Raw genomic sequence first — 15,798 nt, 5'->3', positions numbered from 1 at the left:
AATGCAGATTCTGTGCCATATATTTCTTTTTGTTTTTGATGAATAGCATTTTTGCATAAGCCAGCCGTGACGAAGCTTAGCTTAAATTCATGCCGGGATTTTTACGCTCAATTCAGTGTTCTCGGAAGTGACAAAATGTCGCGGTGCGTCAATAATGTCAGTATCTATAAGGCTGGGCTGCCATATATGGCGGCAGAGTTGAAGGTGAACGTTGGAGGTAGTCGATGCAACAAACAGGGCCGTTTGATCCCGCAACCATGCTGGAAGCAATACCTGAGCCGGCAGCGCTGCTGTCGACAGAATACCGGATTATGGCAACCAACCAGCCTTACCGTGCGCTTTATGCCGGTGAGCAGGAGGTGATCGGCCGTACCTGCTATGAGGTTTCTCACGGCTACTCAGTACCCTGTGATCAGGCGGGGGAGTCCTGCCCACTGAAAGAGTGCCGTCACAGCGGTCAGCGTCAGCGTGTACTGCATCTGCATAACACGCCGTACGGTGATGAGCATGTGGATGTGGAGATGATGCCGCTGACCGATGCACGCGGACGTCTGACCGGATTTCTGGAAGTGATGCATCAAGTACGCGAAGCACGGGCACAGGTCAGCGATCAGGAAGGGCTCGTGGGAAGGGCGCCGGCGTTTACTCGCATGCTGTCGCTGATCCATCGCGCGGCACCCAGTGAAATTACCGTGCTGCTGCTGGGTGAATCCGGTACCGGCAAGGAGCTGGTTGCGCGTGCGTTACATGAGAGCAGTCCGCGCGCGCGGGCGCCGTTCGTAACGGTGGAGTGTTCCGGCCTGAGCGAAGGGCTGTTCGAGAGCGAGCTGTTCGGTCATGAGCGTGGGGCGTTTACCGGTGCGGTCAGTCGCAAGAAGGGGCTGGTTGAGGCTGCACGAGGCGGCACCCTGTTTCTGGATGAGATTGGCGAAATTCCGCTCAGCTTGCAGGTAAAGCTGCTGCGCCTGATCGAAACCGGCAGTTTTCGGCCCGTGGGCAGCGTTGAACCACAGCATGCCGATTTCCGACTGGTCTGTGCGACCCACCGTAACCTGCGTCAGCGGGTGAAGGAGGGACTGTTCCGTCAGGATCTTTACTATCGAATTTCAGCGTTTCCGGTGCCCCTGCCGGCGCTGCATGAACGCATAGAGGATCTGCCATTGTTGACGGCCTCATTGCTGCAGCGCCTGCCGGGCGGTATCGGGGTGACACTGGCTGGGCAAACGCTCGATTTGTTGCAGCAATATGCCTTCCCGGGGAATATCCGTGAACTGCGCAACATTCTGGAGCGCGGAATTTTGCTGGCCGATGATGGTGTCATACAACCGGAGCACCTGCCACGGGAGTGTATTGAGGCACAGCCGCTACCGCAGCAGACAGCCGGGGCAGGGCTGGATGCGTTGCCGTTGATGCCACTGGATCAGCTCGAAAACCGTTACCTGGAGCAGGTCAGCGCCCGTTTCAGCGGTGAACGGCGCGAACTGGCGCGGCGGTTGGGGGTCAGTGAGCGTACACTGTATCGCAAGCTGCAGCGTCTGCAACCGGACCAGGAAGCGAAGCCGAGGAGTGCTGATGCCGGCAGCGAGATGGGATAAGATACCCACACATCTTTTGTCGACCCGAGGCCTAACGTGCGCATCATCAAATTCAGCCCCCTGTTGTTGAGTGCCCTGCTGCTGGGGTGCAACGCCACCAATCAGACGCAGCCCGAGAGTGCCTCCGCTGAAGAGGCGCAAGCACCGCAGACAGATGACAACCAGGCGGCAGAGCCTTCTGCCGATCAGCCGGCCCGTGACGACCGTTCGCGGCCAGTCCAGCAGACGCCGGCAGCGCCGGCACTCTCGGAACAGTCCCGGTTTGATCAGCTTGGCGGGCGTTTGACGCTGATTCAGGAGCAGTTGTTGCAGCTGCGTTCAGATAACCAGCGCCTGCAGGAGCAAAATCAGATGGTGCTTAACCGTCTGCAGTTGCTAAGCAGTGCCGCTGTCGCGACCGAAAACGGTGCGGAAGCTGAAGCATCGAGGACTGCTGCCGAGGGTGGCGGTGAGCAGCTGGATATGGCGATCGGACAGCTGATGCAGGTGCTGAACTCGCTCGACAATACCGGCTCTTCGGGCGGCGAGTATGCGCTCAGCACGACTTATACGCGCAGTGGTGACTGGATTCTGCTGCGTTATCACCGCCTGAACGGTTCAACCTGGCTGGCGGACAGTGGTGAGTGGCGCCCGTTGCAGGAGCAGCAAACGCCATCGCGGGGTGACTATGATGTGCTGCTGCATCGAGCGGATCAGGACCGCAAGGGCTATGTAGGGGTCAGGATCGATCGCAACACAGGTCGCAGCTGGTGGCTGAATGATACCCGCTGGCAGGAGTACATCCGTGACTGAACCGGATTACCAGCCGCTGATTCGGCTGTTCAACCGTCTTTTTCTGCTCAGCTATAATACTGAACTGGTGGCGGGAAGCGATGAGCCGATCTACCTGCCGGCCGATCAGGCCCATCCGCATCATCGGATTATCTTTGCGCATGGCTTTTATGCCAGTGCGTTGCACGAGATTGCACACTGGTGTGTGGCGGGTCCCGAGCGCCGTCTGCTGGAAGATTTCGGTTACTGGTACAAGCCGGATGGCCGCACCGCCGATGAGCAGGCCGAGTTCGAGCGTGTCGAAGTGCGTCCTCAGGCCTACGAATGGATATTCAACAGAGCCGCCGGTCGCAAGTTTCACTTCAGTGCCGATAATCTCAGTGCCGGTATTGGTGCCAGCGATGGCTTCAGGCGCTCGGTACTGGCTGAGGTGCAGATGATACTGCAGCAGGGGTTGCCGCCGCGGGTCAGAATGCTGGTGGAAGGGCTGCAGCAGGAATATGGCACCGAGCCGCTTCAGCCGGAGCAGTTCTGCCTCGAACATGACGAGTGTGAATATGCGTAACCTGACAATTCAGGCAACCGACTGGGTCAGTTGCCTGCCGGATGAGTCATGTGAACTGCCAGATCAGGAACGGTTATTGACGCTGGAATGTGCTCGTTCTGACCAGTTTCACTACCAGCGCCTGGCGCTGAGCCGTGGAGCTGAAGTGTTCTGGTATCTTTATGCCTGGAATGAAGACGCCAGCTGGGTACTGGGCGTGTTCGATACCGCTGGGCAGGCAGACTTTTTTCTAGCTTTGCATACCGACAATCCGCTGAATGTGCCGGCATTGGAGCTGCCCCGGTCAGGCCTGCCCGTAACCGTGGAAGACGGGAAGCTGGTCTATGCGGATTATGCCGGCGTTTATCGGGTGGGGTTCAAATCGTATCGGGTGGAGCCGGACAGCCTGGAACCTGAACTGCGCAGCATGCACTACGTAGAAGGTTACAACAGTCAGTTTCTGGGTGTGGCAAGCGAGAAGGAAGCCTGTCTGGCAATTTACAGCCATTTTGATGCACGCTTGCGAGGCTGCAAGATGTGCTGAACCGGAGCCTGTTGGCCCCGGTCTGACCTGAGCTCAGTGACCGCCGTGTGTGTGCTGTTGCATCTGCATGCCGGCCGGCATCGCCATCTGTACCGGAAGGTCAATCTGTTGCTGGCTACCGTCGGCGAACTCAAGGCTGAGGTCGATCTGACTGCCTTCCTGCAACGGTTGCTTCAAGCCGATCAACATCACATGCAGGCCGCCCGGCTGCAGTACAGTGGTGTCTCCCGCTGGCAATTCGATCTGTTCGATTCTGCGCATGCGCATGACACCTTCGTCATTGGTGTGCGTGTGCAATTCAACCACGTCTGCCACGGATGACTTGGCCGCGACCAGCGCGGTTGTCTCTCCCTTGTTGACCAGTTGCATAAATGCGGCGCTGTTGGGCTGGCCCGGTGGTGTGGCGCGCGCAAAGGGCTGTTCAACGCTGATCTCGGCAGCACAGGCCATGGAGATACTCAGGCAGAGGGTGGTCAGTAAAATCGACAATCGGGTCATGGGGTTATCCTTGTTCGGCCAGAAGTTGTTTAAGGTGCAGCGTCAGTTCATCCGGGGTGCTGTTGTGCAGCAGTGTATGCACCAGCTGCCCTTCGCGATTGATCAGATAAAGCCTTGATGAGTGATCCACGGCATAACCCAGCGCGGAATCACGCATCTCCACGCGCCGATAGAAGGCGCCATACTGTTTGACCACCCTGTCGATTTCATCCTTGCTGCCGGTAACCCCGATCAGTCGCGGTGAGAAGAAAGCACTGTACTGTGCCAGTTTCTCGGGTGTGTCCCGCTCCGGGTCAACGCTTATGAAGATGCCCTGCACCTGCTCGCGCTGAGTGTCATCCAGATTGCGAAGTGCCTGGGTCAGCACGGCCAGTGCAGTGGGACACACATCCGGGCAGGATGCATAGCCGATATATACAACCGCAACCTGCCCCCTGAAGTCGGACAGGGATATCGGCCCAGTGGCCGAGGTCAGGGTGAAATCGCCACCAAGACGAGTGTCACCCTGTGCAATGCGGGTCTCGACCGGCTGTGGCCGCAACACAAATGCCAGCGTCAGGCCTGCCAGCAGGAAAGCGGTCAGCAACAGCAGTATCTTGAGTGTTTTCAGTTGTGTATTCATCGGGCATTGAACTCGAATCGGGCCTGTTTCTGCCCGGTGGCCGTTTCAAGCATCAGCAGAAGGTACCAGCGCATCTCGCCGGTGGTACAGATGGCAAGCTCGCTGCGTCCGCGCCATAGGTTGCTTTCGCCGGGTTCGGCTGTGAGGCTGAAACGGTTCTGTCCCATATACATGTCTACCCCCTGCAACTCGGCATCAATCCGGACAATCTCCATGTCACCTTGGCCCTGCACCTGCAGGAACAGCTCGAACGGCAGCAGTGACCGCAGCGGTCTCGGCGTGGCTTCCAGCTGCATCAAAACCCCGTCCAGCTCGAACTTGCACGGCCCTTGCTGCAGGTCACAATCCACCGTTTGGGCATGTGCGGCACCGCTGAGACTTTGCTGGATCAGGCGTGCACCCAGCCAGAAGCTGGCCAGCAGGCCGATCATCAACAGGGCCATCAGCAGTGGCTTCAGCCAGTCCATGGCGGTATCGGTGCGCGTATTCATTCGGGCTCCAGTTTAGGTGAGCAGGTGGTCGCCGGGAAGGTGACAAATTGTCGCACCTGATGCCCCGAGAGGTCGAGACAATCTGGTCAGATGGCGCAGGATTGGTTATCGTGTCAGGCCCGACAGACCTTGTAACAATCAGAGCAGGAAAGCCCCCAAATGAGTGCCAGCAGCACAGAACAAAAAAAAGCACCGGCCGTAAACCCGCAACACCTGTATACCCTTATGGACCAGCTGCCGGAACTGATTCTGGTACTGGGTCTGGATGGCTCCTGCAGCTGGTGTAATCTTGCTTTTGCCCGCCTGACCGGTAAATCCCGCGAGGAGTTGCTGGGCAAGGCCTATCCGTTGCCGGTGTTGCGTGAACTGATGGTGACGGATGAGCGCAAGGATCTGGAGCGCTGGCTGGAGGTGCCTGATTCCAGCCCGCGTCTGATTCGATTCGAAGTCAGCGCCGGGATCGGCGACGATGAGGCGGTCGATTCGGTCCTGATTACCGGGCGCGACATGACACCACTGTACCGCCTTCAGCATCCGTTGGCACCGCTGAGTGAAGACAATCTGCCGCCGGTGGCAGACATGAAAGTGAGGGCGCGTCTGGAGCATTCTCTGCAGCGCGCCCAGCGGGCTCAGGAGTATGTTGTGTTTCTGTCGCTGCAGCTCAGCGGACAGCAGCCGGAGCAGGGGCAGGAGCGCTATAACAGCAGTCTGAAACGGATGTCGCAGGTGTTGCAGGAACAGATCCGCAAGGGCGATACGCTGGCGCGGCTGGACTCAGGTGCCTGGCTGGTGGTGCTGGAGCAGATCGACTGTCCGGAAGCGATTGAGCGGGTGATCAACAAGCTGGCGGCGGCGTTGGAGCAGATGCAACAGGCGGACCTGCCGGGGCTGTGCATCAATATTGGTGTGGCGGTCAGTCCCGATGATGGTCTTACCGCAGACGAGCTGATCGACCGGTCAGAACAGGCGCTGCACCGGTCGATCATGCTTGAAGAGCGGGTCTATTACTTCTGAAGGGGCGTTACAGCCCCAGTTTCTGCGCCACGTAATCCGCGTCTTTATCACCACGGCCCGACAGATTGACCAGAATGCACTGCTCCGGGCTCAGCTCCGGGGCCTTGCGCATGGCCCAGGCAACGGCATGTGAGCTTTCAAGTGCCGGAATGATCCCCTCCACACGGGACAGGGTCATGAAGGCATCCAGGCATTCGTCATCGGTAGCGGTCTCATACTGTACTCGGCCAAGGTCCTTCAGGTAACTGTGCTGCGGTCCGACCCCCGGGTAGTCCAGGCCTGAGGCGATGGAGTGCACCGGCATAGGCGTGCCATCTTCCTGCTCCAGCACATAGCAGCGCATGCCATGAATTTCACTGGGCTTGCCCAGAGTCATGGTGGCGGAGTGTTTGTCGGTATCCAGGCCAAAGCCGGCCGGTTCTACACCGACCAGGTTGACGTTTTCGTCTTCCAGGAAGGCCGTAAACATGCCGATGGCGTTGGAACCGCCGCCGACGCACGCCGTGACAAAATCCGGCAAACGGCCTTCACGCTGCTGGAACTGCTCACGCGCTTCCTTGCCGATGATGCTCTGGAAGTCGCGCACCATTTTCGGGAAGGGGTGAGGGCCTACCACTGAGCCGATGGCATAAATGAAGTTGTCGGGATCCTTCAGATATTCCTCGAAGGCGCTGTCGACAGCATCTTTCAAGGTGGCTGTGCCGCGCGTCACCGGGATCAGTGTACAGCCAAGAATTTTCATCTTGACCACGTTGGGGTGTTCCTTTTCGATATCCACCTGACCCATGTGAATTTCGCAGGGAATACCCACCAGTGCGCAGGCGGTTGCCAGGGCTACGCCGTGCTGGCCGGCGCCGGTCTCGGCAATTACCTTGGTCTTGCCCATGTACTTGGCCAGCAGGGCTTCACCCAGGCAGTGATTGATCTTGTGAGCACCGGTGTGGTTGAGGTCTTCGCGCTTGAGGAAAATACGAGCCCCACCCAGTTTCTCGCTCAGGCGGCGGGCATAGAATACGGGGCTTGGACGTCCGACATAATCGGTGAACAGATCAGCCAGCTCCTGCTGAAACTCGGGCTGGTGGCGGATCTCTTCGTAGGCCTGGTCAATCTCGTCCATCACCTGCTTCAGCTCGGGCGGAATCAGCTGGCCACCGTATTCACCGAAGTAGCCGTTGGCGTCTGGCATCTGGGAAAACTCGAATCTGCTCATACTCTCTCCATGCACTGAGGCATCTGGCTGCCATCAATCAGTCATATTGGTGCGGTCAGAGACTATAAAACGCAGGCGTGAGGGTGCCAAGGCTGAAGTGATAAAAACTCAACTGAAATCAAAGCCCAGCTGCTCTTCATGGGCGGCTGTGCGGCGATAGCCTCGCTGGCGCTGTTCGCGGCTGATCTGGCGCAGCAACTGCAGCGCTGCCTGATAGGAAGGGGTCAGGGTCTGGTGATAGCACTCCGGCGTCAACCGGTTGCCCTCGCATTGGGTCACGACCCAGTCGCCAGCCAGATCGCGGTAGATCCGGACAACAAGAAAATCATGATTTTTCTGCCAGCGCACAACCAAGGAAGCGTTACCGTTCAATGACCCGAAGGGGGGATAGTCTTATAATGGGGCGCGTGATTGAGCCTGATTCACCGCCATTTGTAAAGCCCCCGGCCTGATAAGGATAGGAACTTGAATACAGCTGAACTGACAATCGTGGCCGATGAGAACATGCCTGCGCTGGAACCTCTGTTTGGCGATTTGGGTCGTCTTGTGCGCCGCTCCGGTCGTGAGCTGTGCCGTGCTGATCTGGCAACTGCGGACATACTGCTGGTGCGCTCTGTGACGCAGGTGAATGAGGCACTCTTGGCCGATACGCCGGTGCGCTTTGTGGGCACGGCCACCATCGGCACGGATCATGTTGATCTGCCCTGGCTGGCGCGGCAGGGTATCGGCTTCAGCAGTGCACCGGGCTCCAACGCTGACTCGGTGGTGGAATATGTGCTCAGCAGCCTGCTGCATCTGGCCGGTGAGCGTGGATTCGATCTGTTTGGCAAGGTGGTAGGCATCATCGGGGTGGGCAATGTGGGGCGTCGTTTGCAGCAGCGACTGGAAGTCATGGGGCTTCAGGTGTTGCTGTGTGACCCGCCAAGGGCCGAGCAGGAAGGTGAAGCGGGCTTTGTCGATCTTGCCACACTGTTGCAACAGGCCGATATCGTCTCTCTGCATACACCGCTGGTCCGTTCCGGCCCCTGGCCAAGCCTGCATCTGTTGAACGCTGAAACACTGGCATTGCTGAAACCGGATGCGATTGTGCTCAATACCGGTCGTGGGCCGGTGATCGATAACCGAGCGTTGCTGGCGTTCAAGCGGCAGCGGCCTGATGTGACGCTGGTACTGGATGTGTGGGAGCATGAGCCCAAGGTCGACCCCGGGCTGGCGGCGCTTTGTGTCATCGCGACCCCGCATATTGCTGGCTATGCGCTGGATGGAAAGATCCGCGGCAGCTGGATGCTCTATCGTGCGCTGTGTGAGCATCTTGGCCGGGCAGCGACAATCGAGCTGGAACAGGTATTGCCCGCCGCCGAGGTGGAATCGCTGGCGCTGTCACCGGATGCCGATCTGCTGACGCCGGTGCGGCTGGTGTATGATCCCTTTCGGGATGATCGTGCCCTGCGTGCTACGCTGTCCCTGTCACCTGAGCAGCAAGGGAAAGCCTTCGATCAGCTGCGGCGCATGTATCCTGAACGCCGAGAATTCGCTACCCTGCGCGTTTCTGCCGATGGGGCACTTGAGCGTCAGCTGGAGGCGCTCGGCTTCGCCACCGATCACCGCTCGGGACAATTGCAACAGACAACGGGTAACGCATGACCGATATGTCCGCCTTCTTGCCAGGCAAAACGCTGAAAACGCTGGCCGAACTGAATCCGGTGATCGGGGAAAAGGTACGCCTGGAGGTGCGCTCACCTCGCCAGCGCTTTGCGGTTCAACTGATTGGGCTGAAGGAAAATCAGAGCCTGCTGGTGACGAGTCCGAAGCCGTCCGGCTCAGGGCTGGTGCATGCCGGAACGCGTTTTACCGCTCGGCTGATGAGCGGCAACTATCTGTGTACCTTCGAAACTCGGCTGCTGCATGTCCAGTCACAGCCATTTCACTACTGGCATCTGGCCTACCCGCAGCAGGTTGAATTGAGAAAGGTGCGCCAGCATAGCCGTGTACCGATGAATCTGGCGGTCAGGATTGAAGCGGATGAGTTTGCGCTGCCCGGTTCAAGCCCGGCCATTACGGCCTGCTGTCGTGACCTCAGCCTGTCGGGTGCACGTATTGATGCTGCCCGCGTTCTCGGTCAGCCCGGTGACTCGCTCTATGTTACCGCACGCGTCAGTGTGGCCGGTATGGATCACATGCTGTTGCTGCCGGCGCGCATCTGTAACCAGTATCAGTCTGCCGCTGGTCTGCTCAATGCCTTCAGTCATGGTGTTGAGTTCATCGACCTGGAAGAGGAAACACGTCTGATTCTGGCGGGTTTTATTTACCAGCAGCAGTTGCTGGATACCGGCTACCTGGAGGAGATGGAAGCATGAGCTTCAGGTTGGGGCTGATCATTAATCCGTTGGCCGGTTTGGGCGGCAGTGTGGCGCTGAAGGGGAGTGATGATGTTGCTGCGCGCGCGCTTGAACTGGGAGCGGTCCCGCGTGCCATTGAGCGTACGCGTATCGCGCTGATGGCCGTCCAGGGCATGGAGATCGAAATACTGACCTGGGAAGGTGATATGGGGGCTGATCTGGCGCGTGAGCTAGGCTTCGTCACTCGGGTTATCGGTACGCCACAGACCGATCCCAGCACCGCTGATGATACTTTGGCTGCGGCGCGAGCGCTGAAGCAGTCCGGTGCTGATCTTATCCTGTTTGCAGGTGGCGATGGGACCGCGCGCAATATCTGCGAAGCGGTGGAAGATACGATCCCGGTACTGGGTGTACCGGCCGGGGTCAAGATTCACTCCGGTGTCTACGCGATAACGCCTGCCGCCGCAGGTGAGCTTTTGGCCATGCTGGTGCGTGGCGAGCTGGTGAGTCTGGGAGGGCAGGAGGTACGCGACCTGGATGAGGATGCGTTTCGTGCCGGGCGGGTGCAGGCGCGTTTTTTTGGTGAGATGAATGTGCCGATCGAGCATCGCTATCTGCAGCATGTCAAAAACGGCGGTGGTCAGGAAGATGAACAGCTGGTGCTGGATGATATAGCCGCCGGCTTTATCGAGCAGATGGAAGCGGACGTAAATTATCTGATCGGTTCCGGCACCACTGTGGCGGCCATCATGGATGCGCTGGGGCTTGAGAATACCCTGCTCGGTGTCGATCTTGTGCGTAACGGCGAACTGCTTGCATCGGACTGCAGTGCCCGGGAGCTGGAACGGTTGACCGCAGATCAGCCCGTTCAGATCGTCATTACCCTGATAGGAGGGCAGGGGCATATCATCGGCCGTGGCAATCAGCAGCTGAGCCCAGAGTTGCTCAGGCGTGCCAGTCTCTATGTGGTGGCGACCAAAACCAAGCTGAATGCACTTGATGGACGGCCACTGATCGTCGACAGTGGCGACCCTGAGCTGGATGCCTCGCTGGCAGGGCTGGTTCAGGTGCATACAGGCTACCGCGATGCCGTACTTTACCCCGTTGCCGAACCGGCAAATCAGTAATCACACGGACAACCTTCTCTGAAGCTGAAAAGGCGCCTGTCGAGGCGCCTTTTCGTTTTTGTGTCTAGCGGCCGAACTGCTTCAGGTGTGCAATTCGGTCATCCAGCGGTGGGTGGCTGGCGAACAGGGCCATGAACCCCTGCTTCATGTGGCTGCTGATGCCAAAGGCGGTCAGCTGACCTTCCAGCTGATCGGGCATGCCGTACTCGGCCTTCAGGCGCTGCAGTGCACCGATCATGGCATGGGGGCTCGCCAGTTGGGCGCCTGCTTCATCGGCACGGTACTCGCGGCGGCGAGAGAACCAGGCCACGATGGTGGAAGCAATGATGCCGAAGATGATCTCGAATACGAAGGTGGTGATGTAGAAGCCGATCCCAACCCCGCCGCCCTGTTCACCACGGCGCAGGAAGGAATCCACGGCATAGCCAACAATGCGGGCAAAGAACATCACAAATGTGTTCACGACGCCCTGTATCAGCGCCAGTGTTACCATGTCGCCGTTGGCCACATGCCCAATTTCGTGGGCCAGCACCGCACGGATCTCTTCGGGGCGAAAGCGCTGCATCAGGCCGGCACTGACCGCAACCAGCGCGTCATTTTTGTTCCAGCCGGTCGCAAAGGCGTTGGCCTGCTGTGCGGGGAAGATGCCGACATCCGGCATTTTGATGCCCGCTTTCTGTGACAGCTCTGCAACGGTATCCAGCAGCCAGCGCTCCTGTTCGGTGCGAGGCTGTTCGATCAGCTGGGTGCGGGTCGACATCTTGGCCATCATTTTGGACAGCAGCAGCGAAATGATGGAGCCTGCAAAACCGAACACGGCACAGAAAATCAGCAGTGAGGTCAGGTTAAGGCCCGTACCGCTGAGGTAGTGGTCAACCCCGAGCAGGTTCAGCGTGACGCTGGCAACCAGAATGACAGCCAGGTTGGTGGCCAGAAAGAGTGCAATTCTCATCATGGTGGTTAAAGGTTCCTGAAGTTGGGTTTGCCCATTAGATGGGGGTACTGTGCGTTAGTTTCAATCAGCGCGCTGTGTTGGACAATAAAATTATGCTTCCGCTCCGGCCTCCGAATTGCCACATAAATTGGTATCATGGGCGGCCGTTCAGAGTTTAAGCAGTTGGGAGTAACGCGTGATCTGTATCGACCTTGAAGCCAGTGGTCTTGCCTCGGACTCCTATCCGATCGAGATTGCCTGGGCCTGTGCCGAAACAGGTCGCAGTGACAGCTTTCTGATCAACCCCGAGTCTGTACCGGGCTGGACCTATTGGGATGAATTTGCAGAAGAGCTGCACGGCATTGAACCAGAACTGCTGCTGCAGGAAGGGATCGGGGCCGATGAGGCCTGTCAGCGTCTGAATCAGGCGCTTGAGGGTGAGCAGGTGGTCAGTGATGCGTTTGATTATGATGGTTTCTGGCTGCGTCGGCTGTATCGAGCCACTGGCATGCAGCCAGCTTTTCGGCTGGTAGGACTTGATGCCGTACTCAGTGGCGAGCAGCGCATCCAGTATCAGTTTATCGCCCGTACCCAGTTTCGCAGGCATCGGGCGATGCGAGATGTGGAGGATCTGATCAGCGCCATTCGCACGGTGCTGCATGAATCCCCCTAGCGCTCACGCGTTGGCGACTTGCTGGTCGATCACGCCGCGCAGCTCTTCGTAGGTGTCCACGTTCTCGGGCGAGAAATACAGCTTGTAGTACTGTCGCTCCACCAGTCGACCCTTGTTTCCGTTGATGGTTTCCTTATAGGTCGCGTACAGGTAGGTCATCTGCAGGTGGATGACCCGCGTCTGCAATGGAAGCTCGATATCGTGACCTTCCAGATCCTGACGTACCTTGCGATCTTTGATGGTATAGAAGGATGCTTCCGCAACCTGGCTCAGGTTGAGCAGGAAGTTGGATGTGACCGGAACCAGACGGCCTTTCTCAAGACCGTTGTGTTCCATCTGGATACCGCAGTTTTTCTTGATCTTGATAAACATGATGACTCTCTGTCATGGGTGTTGGACTGTCTTGAGTATATGTCATTCAGGTGACATTTTGCTGACAACCCGAGCGGGTTGTCAGCGGTCGCATCACTGCTCGTAGGTGCGCAGGAAACTGGCGATGCGTTCGATGGCATCGGTGAGCAGGTCTTTTGAGGGCAGGAATACCAACCTGAAATGTTGGGTGTCAGGGTAGTTGAAGCCGCTGCCCTGTACGATCAGCACCTTCTGCTGCTGCAGCAGATCAAGTGCAAATTTCTCGTCATTGCGAATCGGGTAACGCGTCGGGTCCAGTTTCGGGAACAGGTACATGGCGCCCTTGGGCTTGACGCAGGAGACACCGGGAATGTCGTTCAACATCTCCCAGGCCAGAGTGCGTTGCTCGTAGAGGCGCCCGCCAGGCACGATCAGTTCATTGATGCTCTGGTAGCCGCCCAGTGCTGTCTGGATGGCGTGCTGCGAAGGCACGTTGGCACACAGGCGCATGTTGGACAGCATCTCAAATCCTTCGATCAGATCACGGGCACGGTGTTTCGGGCCGCTGATGATCATCCAGCCGGACCGGAACCCGGCTGCGCGGTAGGTTTTGGACAGGCCGTTGAAGGTGATGCACAGCACGTCATCAGCCAGTGAGGCCAGTGAGGTGTGTTGCTCGCCATCGTAGAGGATCTTGTCGTAGATCTCGTCGGCAAACACGATCAGCTTGTGCTCGCGGGCCAGCTCCAGAATCTCCAGCAGCAGTGATTCCGGATAGAGTGCTCCGGTGGGGTTGTTCGGGTTGATGACGACAATGCCACGGGTGTTGGGGGTGATCTTGCTGCGAATGTCGTCGATGTCCGGGTACCAGTCCTGCTGCTCATCACAGATGTAATGTACCGGGTTGCCGCCGGCCAGACTCACCGCCGCTGTCCAGAGCGGGTAGTCCGGTGCCGGAATCAGCATTTCGTCGTTATCGTTGAGCAGCCCCTGCATTGACATGACGATCAGCTCGGATACGCCGTTGCCGATGTAGATGTCGTCAATGCCCACATTGCGGATGTTCTTGCGCTGACACTCCTGCATGACCGCCTTGCGCGCCGAAAACAGGCCCTTGGAGTCGCAATAACCCTGTGAGGCGGGCAGGTTCAGGATGACGTCCTGCACGATCTCTTCCGGTGCCTCAAACCCCCAGGGGGCCGGGTTGCCGATATTAAGCTTGAGGATGCGGTGACCTTCCTCTTCGAGGCGCTTGGCCTCCTGCAGGACGGGGCCGCGAATATCGTAGCAGACGTTGATCAGCTTGTTCGATTTGCGAATGACAGACATCTTCTCGTTCCTGAGCTCCAGGCGCGACGGGCGGGCGTATGCATCTGGCCGAGCGTGGCACTGACTGGACAGCAAAATTAAAGTGACCAATCATACGCGCTCGGCACTGGTCGTGACAATGGCGGCCCGGTCCCGCTTGAGCAACAAACTGATCTGTTTTCAGACCTGATTTCAACAGGAGAGGATACCCATGAAAAGCTGGCCGGAACTGTGTGAACAGGCGCTTAATCTGCATCCAGAGCGCAGACTCGATGAGATGCTTGGGTCACTGCCTTCAGATTCGGCAGTGCTGGCTGCACTGAGTGATGACAGGGTGTTTTCCGTAATGACCCGGCGCATCTTTCGCGCCGGCCTCAAGCATTCTCTGGTTGATGCCAAATGGCCGGCGTTTGAGCAGGCCTTTTTCGGCTTTAACCCGGAAGCCGTGCAGGAAATGAGTGATGAGGCGCTGGAGCAGCTGATGCATAACCCTCAGCTGATCCGTCATTTTGGCAAGATCAAGGCGACCCGCGCCAATGCAGTGCTGATGACCGATCTGGCGCGTGAATATGGCAGTGTCGCGGGCATGATCGCCCAGTGGCCGGAAGACAATATCGTCGGCCTGTGGCAGTTGTTCAAAAAGCGTGGCAAGCAGCTGGGCGGCAATTCGGGTGCCTACTTTCTACGCATGCTCGGCAAAGATACCTTTATCCTGACCGATGATGTGGTGGTCGCGTTGAAGGCGCAGGGTGTGGTCAGCAAGCGGCCTGCCGCACAGCGTGATCTTGAGCAGGTGCAGGAGGCTTTCAATCGGCTGCGAGAGCAGTCGGGTCGTCCCCTGTGCCAAATCAGCCGCTTGCTGGCATGCAGTATTGGTTGATCAGCTGTCGATATCGGGCAGTTTCAACGGTGTCAGACGATCAAGAAAATCGGCCAGGCAATCCGAGATCCGTTCCAGTGGCGCCTTGCCGGCTCGCTCCAGCCATATGCTGCCGTCCGTGTTATCGACGCTGAAGAAACGGTCGGTATCCGGCTCCAGAGTGGCAAAAAACAGGGTAAGGGGGCGTTTCTGCTTCTGTTTGCTCAGAGCATGGCCAATCAGGTTTCCACGCAAGCGTTCGAAGTCTTCCCGGTTCCAGATCTGGAGCAGGCTGACTTCTCGCCCGTCGGGCAGCTGGGCCGGAATATGATCCGACCAGTAGCGGCTGTAGAAGGTGATAACGGATGGGTGTACCGGTTGCTCAAAGGCGTTGCTCAGTCCCTCGAACAGCTCTGTGCCATCAGTATTCAGCACGGGGCGCCAGAGTACCTGTACGCCAGTCGCGGCCTCTTGCTGGTAACAGGGGCTGGGCCAGTCGGGGTCGTACGGGGTGAGCGGCCAGCTGTCGGGCTGGTGCAGATTGGTCAGGCGTTGCATGAAGGCGTCCAACGCCTTTGCAGTGTGGTTGTCGGCAACTGAAGTCATGGCTATGCTTTCGATTGGTTTCTGATTCGGCCACACTCTGTCTTATACATGGCAACGCTGCAAGCGGCCCGGCCCCCTGTTGAATCGCCATGCAGATGGGCGGGTGGAAAATAAAAAAATCTCCGATAAACGATTGACAACGCAGGCCAACTCCTTAAAATGCGCACCTCATTCACGGGGTGTGTCTAGACACGCCGAGATGTGAATGAAAGCGAGTGGAGCGGTAGTTCAGTTGGTTAGAATACCTGCCTGTCACGCAGGGGGTCGCGGGTTCGAGTCCCGTCCGTTCCGCCAACACTGAGAGAAGAAAGG

General features: G+C 58.0%; 19 protein-coding genes and 1 tRNA gene. 11 read left to right on the top strand and 9 right to left on the bottom strand.

Features of this window, described 5'->3' with window-relative positions; all coding sequences use genetic code 11:
* Positions 1–224: 224 nt before the first annotated feature.
* Genes ABIE60_RS08045 through ABIE60_RS08030 form a run of 4 tightly spaced genes read left to right on the top strand, consistent with a single transcriptional unit; the run spans position 225 to position 3,454 of the window.
* Positions 225–1,595, top strand: coding sequence for a sigma-54 interaction domain-containing protein (locus tag ABIE60_RS08045; protein ID WP_354468919.1), 1,371 nt, complete (start codon positions 225–227; stop codon positions 1,593–1,595).
* Between the two features lie 36 nt (positions 1,596–1,631).
* Positions 1,632–2,387: a hypothetical protein gene (locus ABIE60_RS08040; protein WP_354468918.1), complete on the top strand. Its 756-nt coding sequence runs from the start codon at positions 1,632–1,634 to the stop codon at positions 2,385–2,387.
* The gene (locus ABIE60_RS08035; protein WP_354468917.1) at positions 2,380–2,931 is read left to right on the top strand and encodes an elongation factor P hydroxylase; all 552 of its coding nucleotides are present in this window, start codon (positions 2,380–2,382) and stop codon (positions 2,929–2,931) included. The genes ABIE60_RS08040 and ABIE60_RS08035 overlap by 8 nt, the downstream gene beginning before the upstream one ends.
* Positions 2,924–3,454, top strand: coding sequence for a hypothetical protein (locus ABIE60_RS08030; RefSeq protein ID WP_354468916.1), 531 nt, complete (start codon positions 2,924–2,926; stop codon positions 3,452–3,454). Before ABIE60_RS08035 ends, ABIE60_RS08030 begins: the two co-directional genes overlap by 8 nt.
* 33 nt (positions 3,455–3,487) lie before the next feature.
* Here ABIE60_RS08030 and ABIE60_RS08025 read toward each other — a convergent pair whose 3' ends face one another.
* Genes ABIE60_RS08025 through ABIE60_RS08015 form a run of 3 tightly spaced genes read right to left on the bottom strand, consistent with a single transcriptional unit; the run spans position 3,488 to position 5,065 of the window.
* Entirely contained in the window at positions 3,488–3,952 is a 465-nt protein-coding gene (locus ABIE60_RS08025; RefSeq protein WP_354468915.1) for a copper chaperone PCu(A)C, read from the bottom strand.
* A 4-nt stretch (positions 3,953–3,956) separates the two neighbouring features.
* Complete coding sequence (locus ABIE60_RS08020; protein ID WP_354468914.1) at positions 3,957–4,574, bottom strand: SCO family protein; 618 nt, start codon at positions 4,572–4,574, stop codon at positions 3,957–3,959.
* Entirely contained in the window at positions 4,571–5,065 is a 495-nt protein-coding gene (locus ABIE60_RS08015; RefSeq protein WP_354468913.1) for a hypothetical protein, read from the bottom strand. Before ABIE60_RS08015 ends, ABIE60_RS08020 begins: the two co-directional genes overlap by 4 nt.
* Positions 5,066–5,224: 159 nt before the next feature.
* On the opposite strand from ABIE60_RS08015, the gene ABIE60_RS08010 reads away from it, so the two are divergent.
* Positions 5,225–6,079 (top strand): diguanylate cyclase domain-containing protein, encoded by an 855-nt coding sequence (locus ABIE60_RS08010; RefSeq protein ID WP_354468912.1) that lies wholly within the window; start codon positions 5,225–5,227, stop codon positions 6,077–6,079.
* A gap of 7 nt (positions 6,080–6,086) precedes the next feature.
* Here the strand turns inward: ABIE60_RS08010 and trpB are convergent, their stop codons facing one another.
* Positions 6,087–7,289, bottom strand: coding sequence for a tryptophan synthase subunit beta (gene trpB, locus ABIE60_RS08005; RefSeq protein WP_354468911.1), 1,203 nt, complete (start codon positions 7,287–7,289; stop codon positions 6,087–6,089).
* A gap of 108 nt (positions 7,290–7,397) precedes the next feature.
* Positions 7,398–7,637 (bottom strand): hypothetical protein, encoded by a 240-nt coding sequence (locus ABIE60_RS08000; RefSeq protein ID WP_242529976.1) that lies wholly within the window; start codon positions 7,635–7,637, stop codon positions 7,398–7,400.
* A 117-nt stretch (positions 7,638–7,754) separates the two neighbouring features.
* Here ABIE60_RS08000 and pdxB point away from each other — a divergent pair, with 117 nt between their 5' ends.
* From pdxB to ABIE60_RS07985, 3 genes are read left to right on the top strand one after another with little or no spacing between them, the layout of a single operon-like run.
* A complete protein-coding gene (pdxB, locus tag ABIE60_RS07995) occupies positions 7,755–8,933 on the top strand; it encodes a 4-phosphoerythronate dehydrogenase PdxB (protein WP_354468910.1) in 1,179 nt (392 codons plus the stop codon).
* Complete coding sequence (locus tag ABIE60_RS07990; protein ID WP_354468909.1) at positions 8,930–9,646, top strand: flagellar brake protein; 717 nt, start codon at positions 8,930–8,932, stop codon at positions 9,644–9,646. Before pdxB ends, ABIE60_RS07990 begins: the two co-directional genes overlap by 4 nt.
* A complete protein-coding gene (locus ABIE60_RS07985; RefSeq protein WP_354468908.1) occupies positions 9,643–10,755 on the top strand; it encodes an ATP-NAD kinase family protein in 1,113 nt (370 codons plus the stop codon). The genes ABIE60_RS07990 and ABIE60_RS07985 overlap by 4 nt, the downstream gene beginning before the upstream one ends.
* Positions 10,756–10,819: 64 nt before the next feature.
* Here the strand turns inward: ABIE60_RS07985 and htpX are convergent, their stop codons facing one another.
* Positions 10,820–11,710, bottom strand: a complete 891-nt coding sequence (gene htpX / locus ABIE60_RS07980) for a protease HtpX (RefSeq protein ID WP_354468907.1) — start codon at positions 11,708–11,710, stop codon at positions 10,820–10,822.
* A 175-nt stretch (positions 11,711–11,885) separates the two neighbouring features.
* Here htpX and ABIE60_RS07975 point away from each other — a divergent pair, with 175 nt between their 5' ends.
* A complete protein-coding gene (locus ABIE60_RS07975; protein ID WP_354468906.1) occupies positions 11,886–12,362 on the top strand; it encodes a 3'-5' exonuclease family protein in 477 nt (158 codons plus the stop codon).
* 3 nt (positions 12,363–12,365) lie between these two features.
* On the opposite strand, the gene ABIE60_RS07970 is transcribed toward ABIE60_RS07975, so the two are convergent.
* On the bottom strand, positions 12,366–12,734 hold the full coding sequence (locus ABIE60_RS07970; RefSeq protein ID WP_354468905.1) for a hypothetical protein: 369 nt from the start codon (positions 12,732–12,734) through the stop codon (positions 12,366–12,368).
* Between the two features lie 93 nt (positions 12,735–12,827).
* Entirely contained in the window at positions 12,828–14,042 is a 1,215-nt protein-coding gene (locus tag ABIE60_RS07965; RefSeq protein ID WP_354468904.1) for a pyridoxal phosphate-dependent aminotransferase, read from the bottom strand.
* A 190-nt stretch (positions 14,043–14,232) separates the two neighbouring features.
* Here ABIE60_RS07965 and ABIE60_RS07960 point away from each other — a divergent pair, with 190 nt between their 5' ends.
* On the top strand, positions 14,233–14,901 hold the full coding sequence (locus tag ABIE60_RS07960; protein WP_354468903.1) for a DNA-3-methyladenine glycosylase I: 669 nt from the start codon (positions 14,233–14,235) through the stop codon (positions 14,899–14,901).
* Here the strand turns inward: ABIE60_RS07960 and ABIE60_RS07955 are convergent, their stop codons facing one another.
* The gene (locus ABIE60_RS07955; protein WP_354468902.1) at positions 14,902–15,486 is read right to left on the bottom strand and encodes a SecY-interacting protein Syd; all 585 of its coding nucleotides are present in this window, start codon (positions 15,484–15,486) and stop codon (positions 14,902–14,904) included.
* A 217-nt stretch (positions 15,487–15,703) separates the two neighbouring features.
* On the opposite strand from ABIE60_RS07955, the gene ABIE60_RS07950 reads away from it, so the two are divergent.
* Positions 15,704–15,780: transfer RNA gene (locus tag ABIE60_RS07950), tRNA-Asp, on the top strand.
* Positions 15,781–15,798 lie beyond the last annotated feature (18 nt).

It is taken from the genome of Marinobacterium sp. MBR-109 (assembly GCF_040547565.1).
Classification (GTDB): domain Bacteria; phylum Pseudomonadota; class Gammaproteobacteria; order Pseudomonadales; family Balneatricaceae; genus Marinobacterium.
Note: the sequence above shows the minus strand (reverse complement) of the source record. Positions and strands in the feature narration are given on the sequence as shown.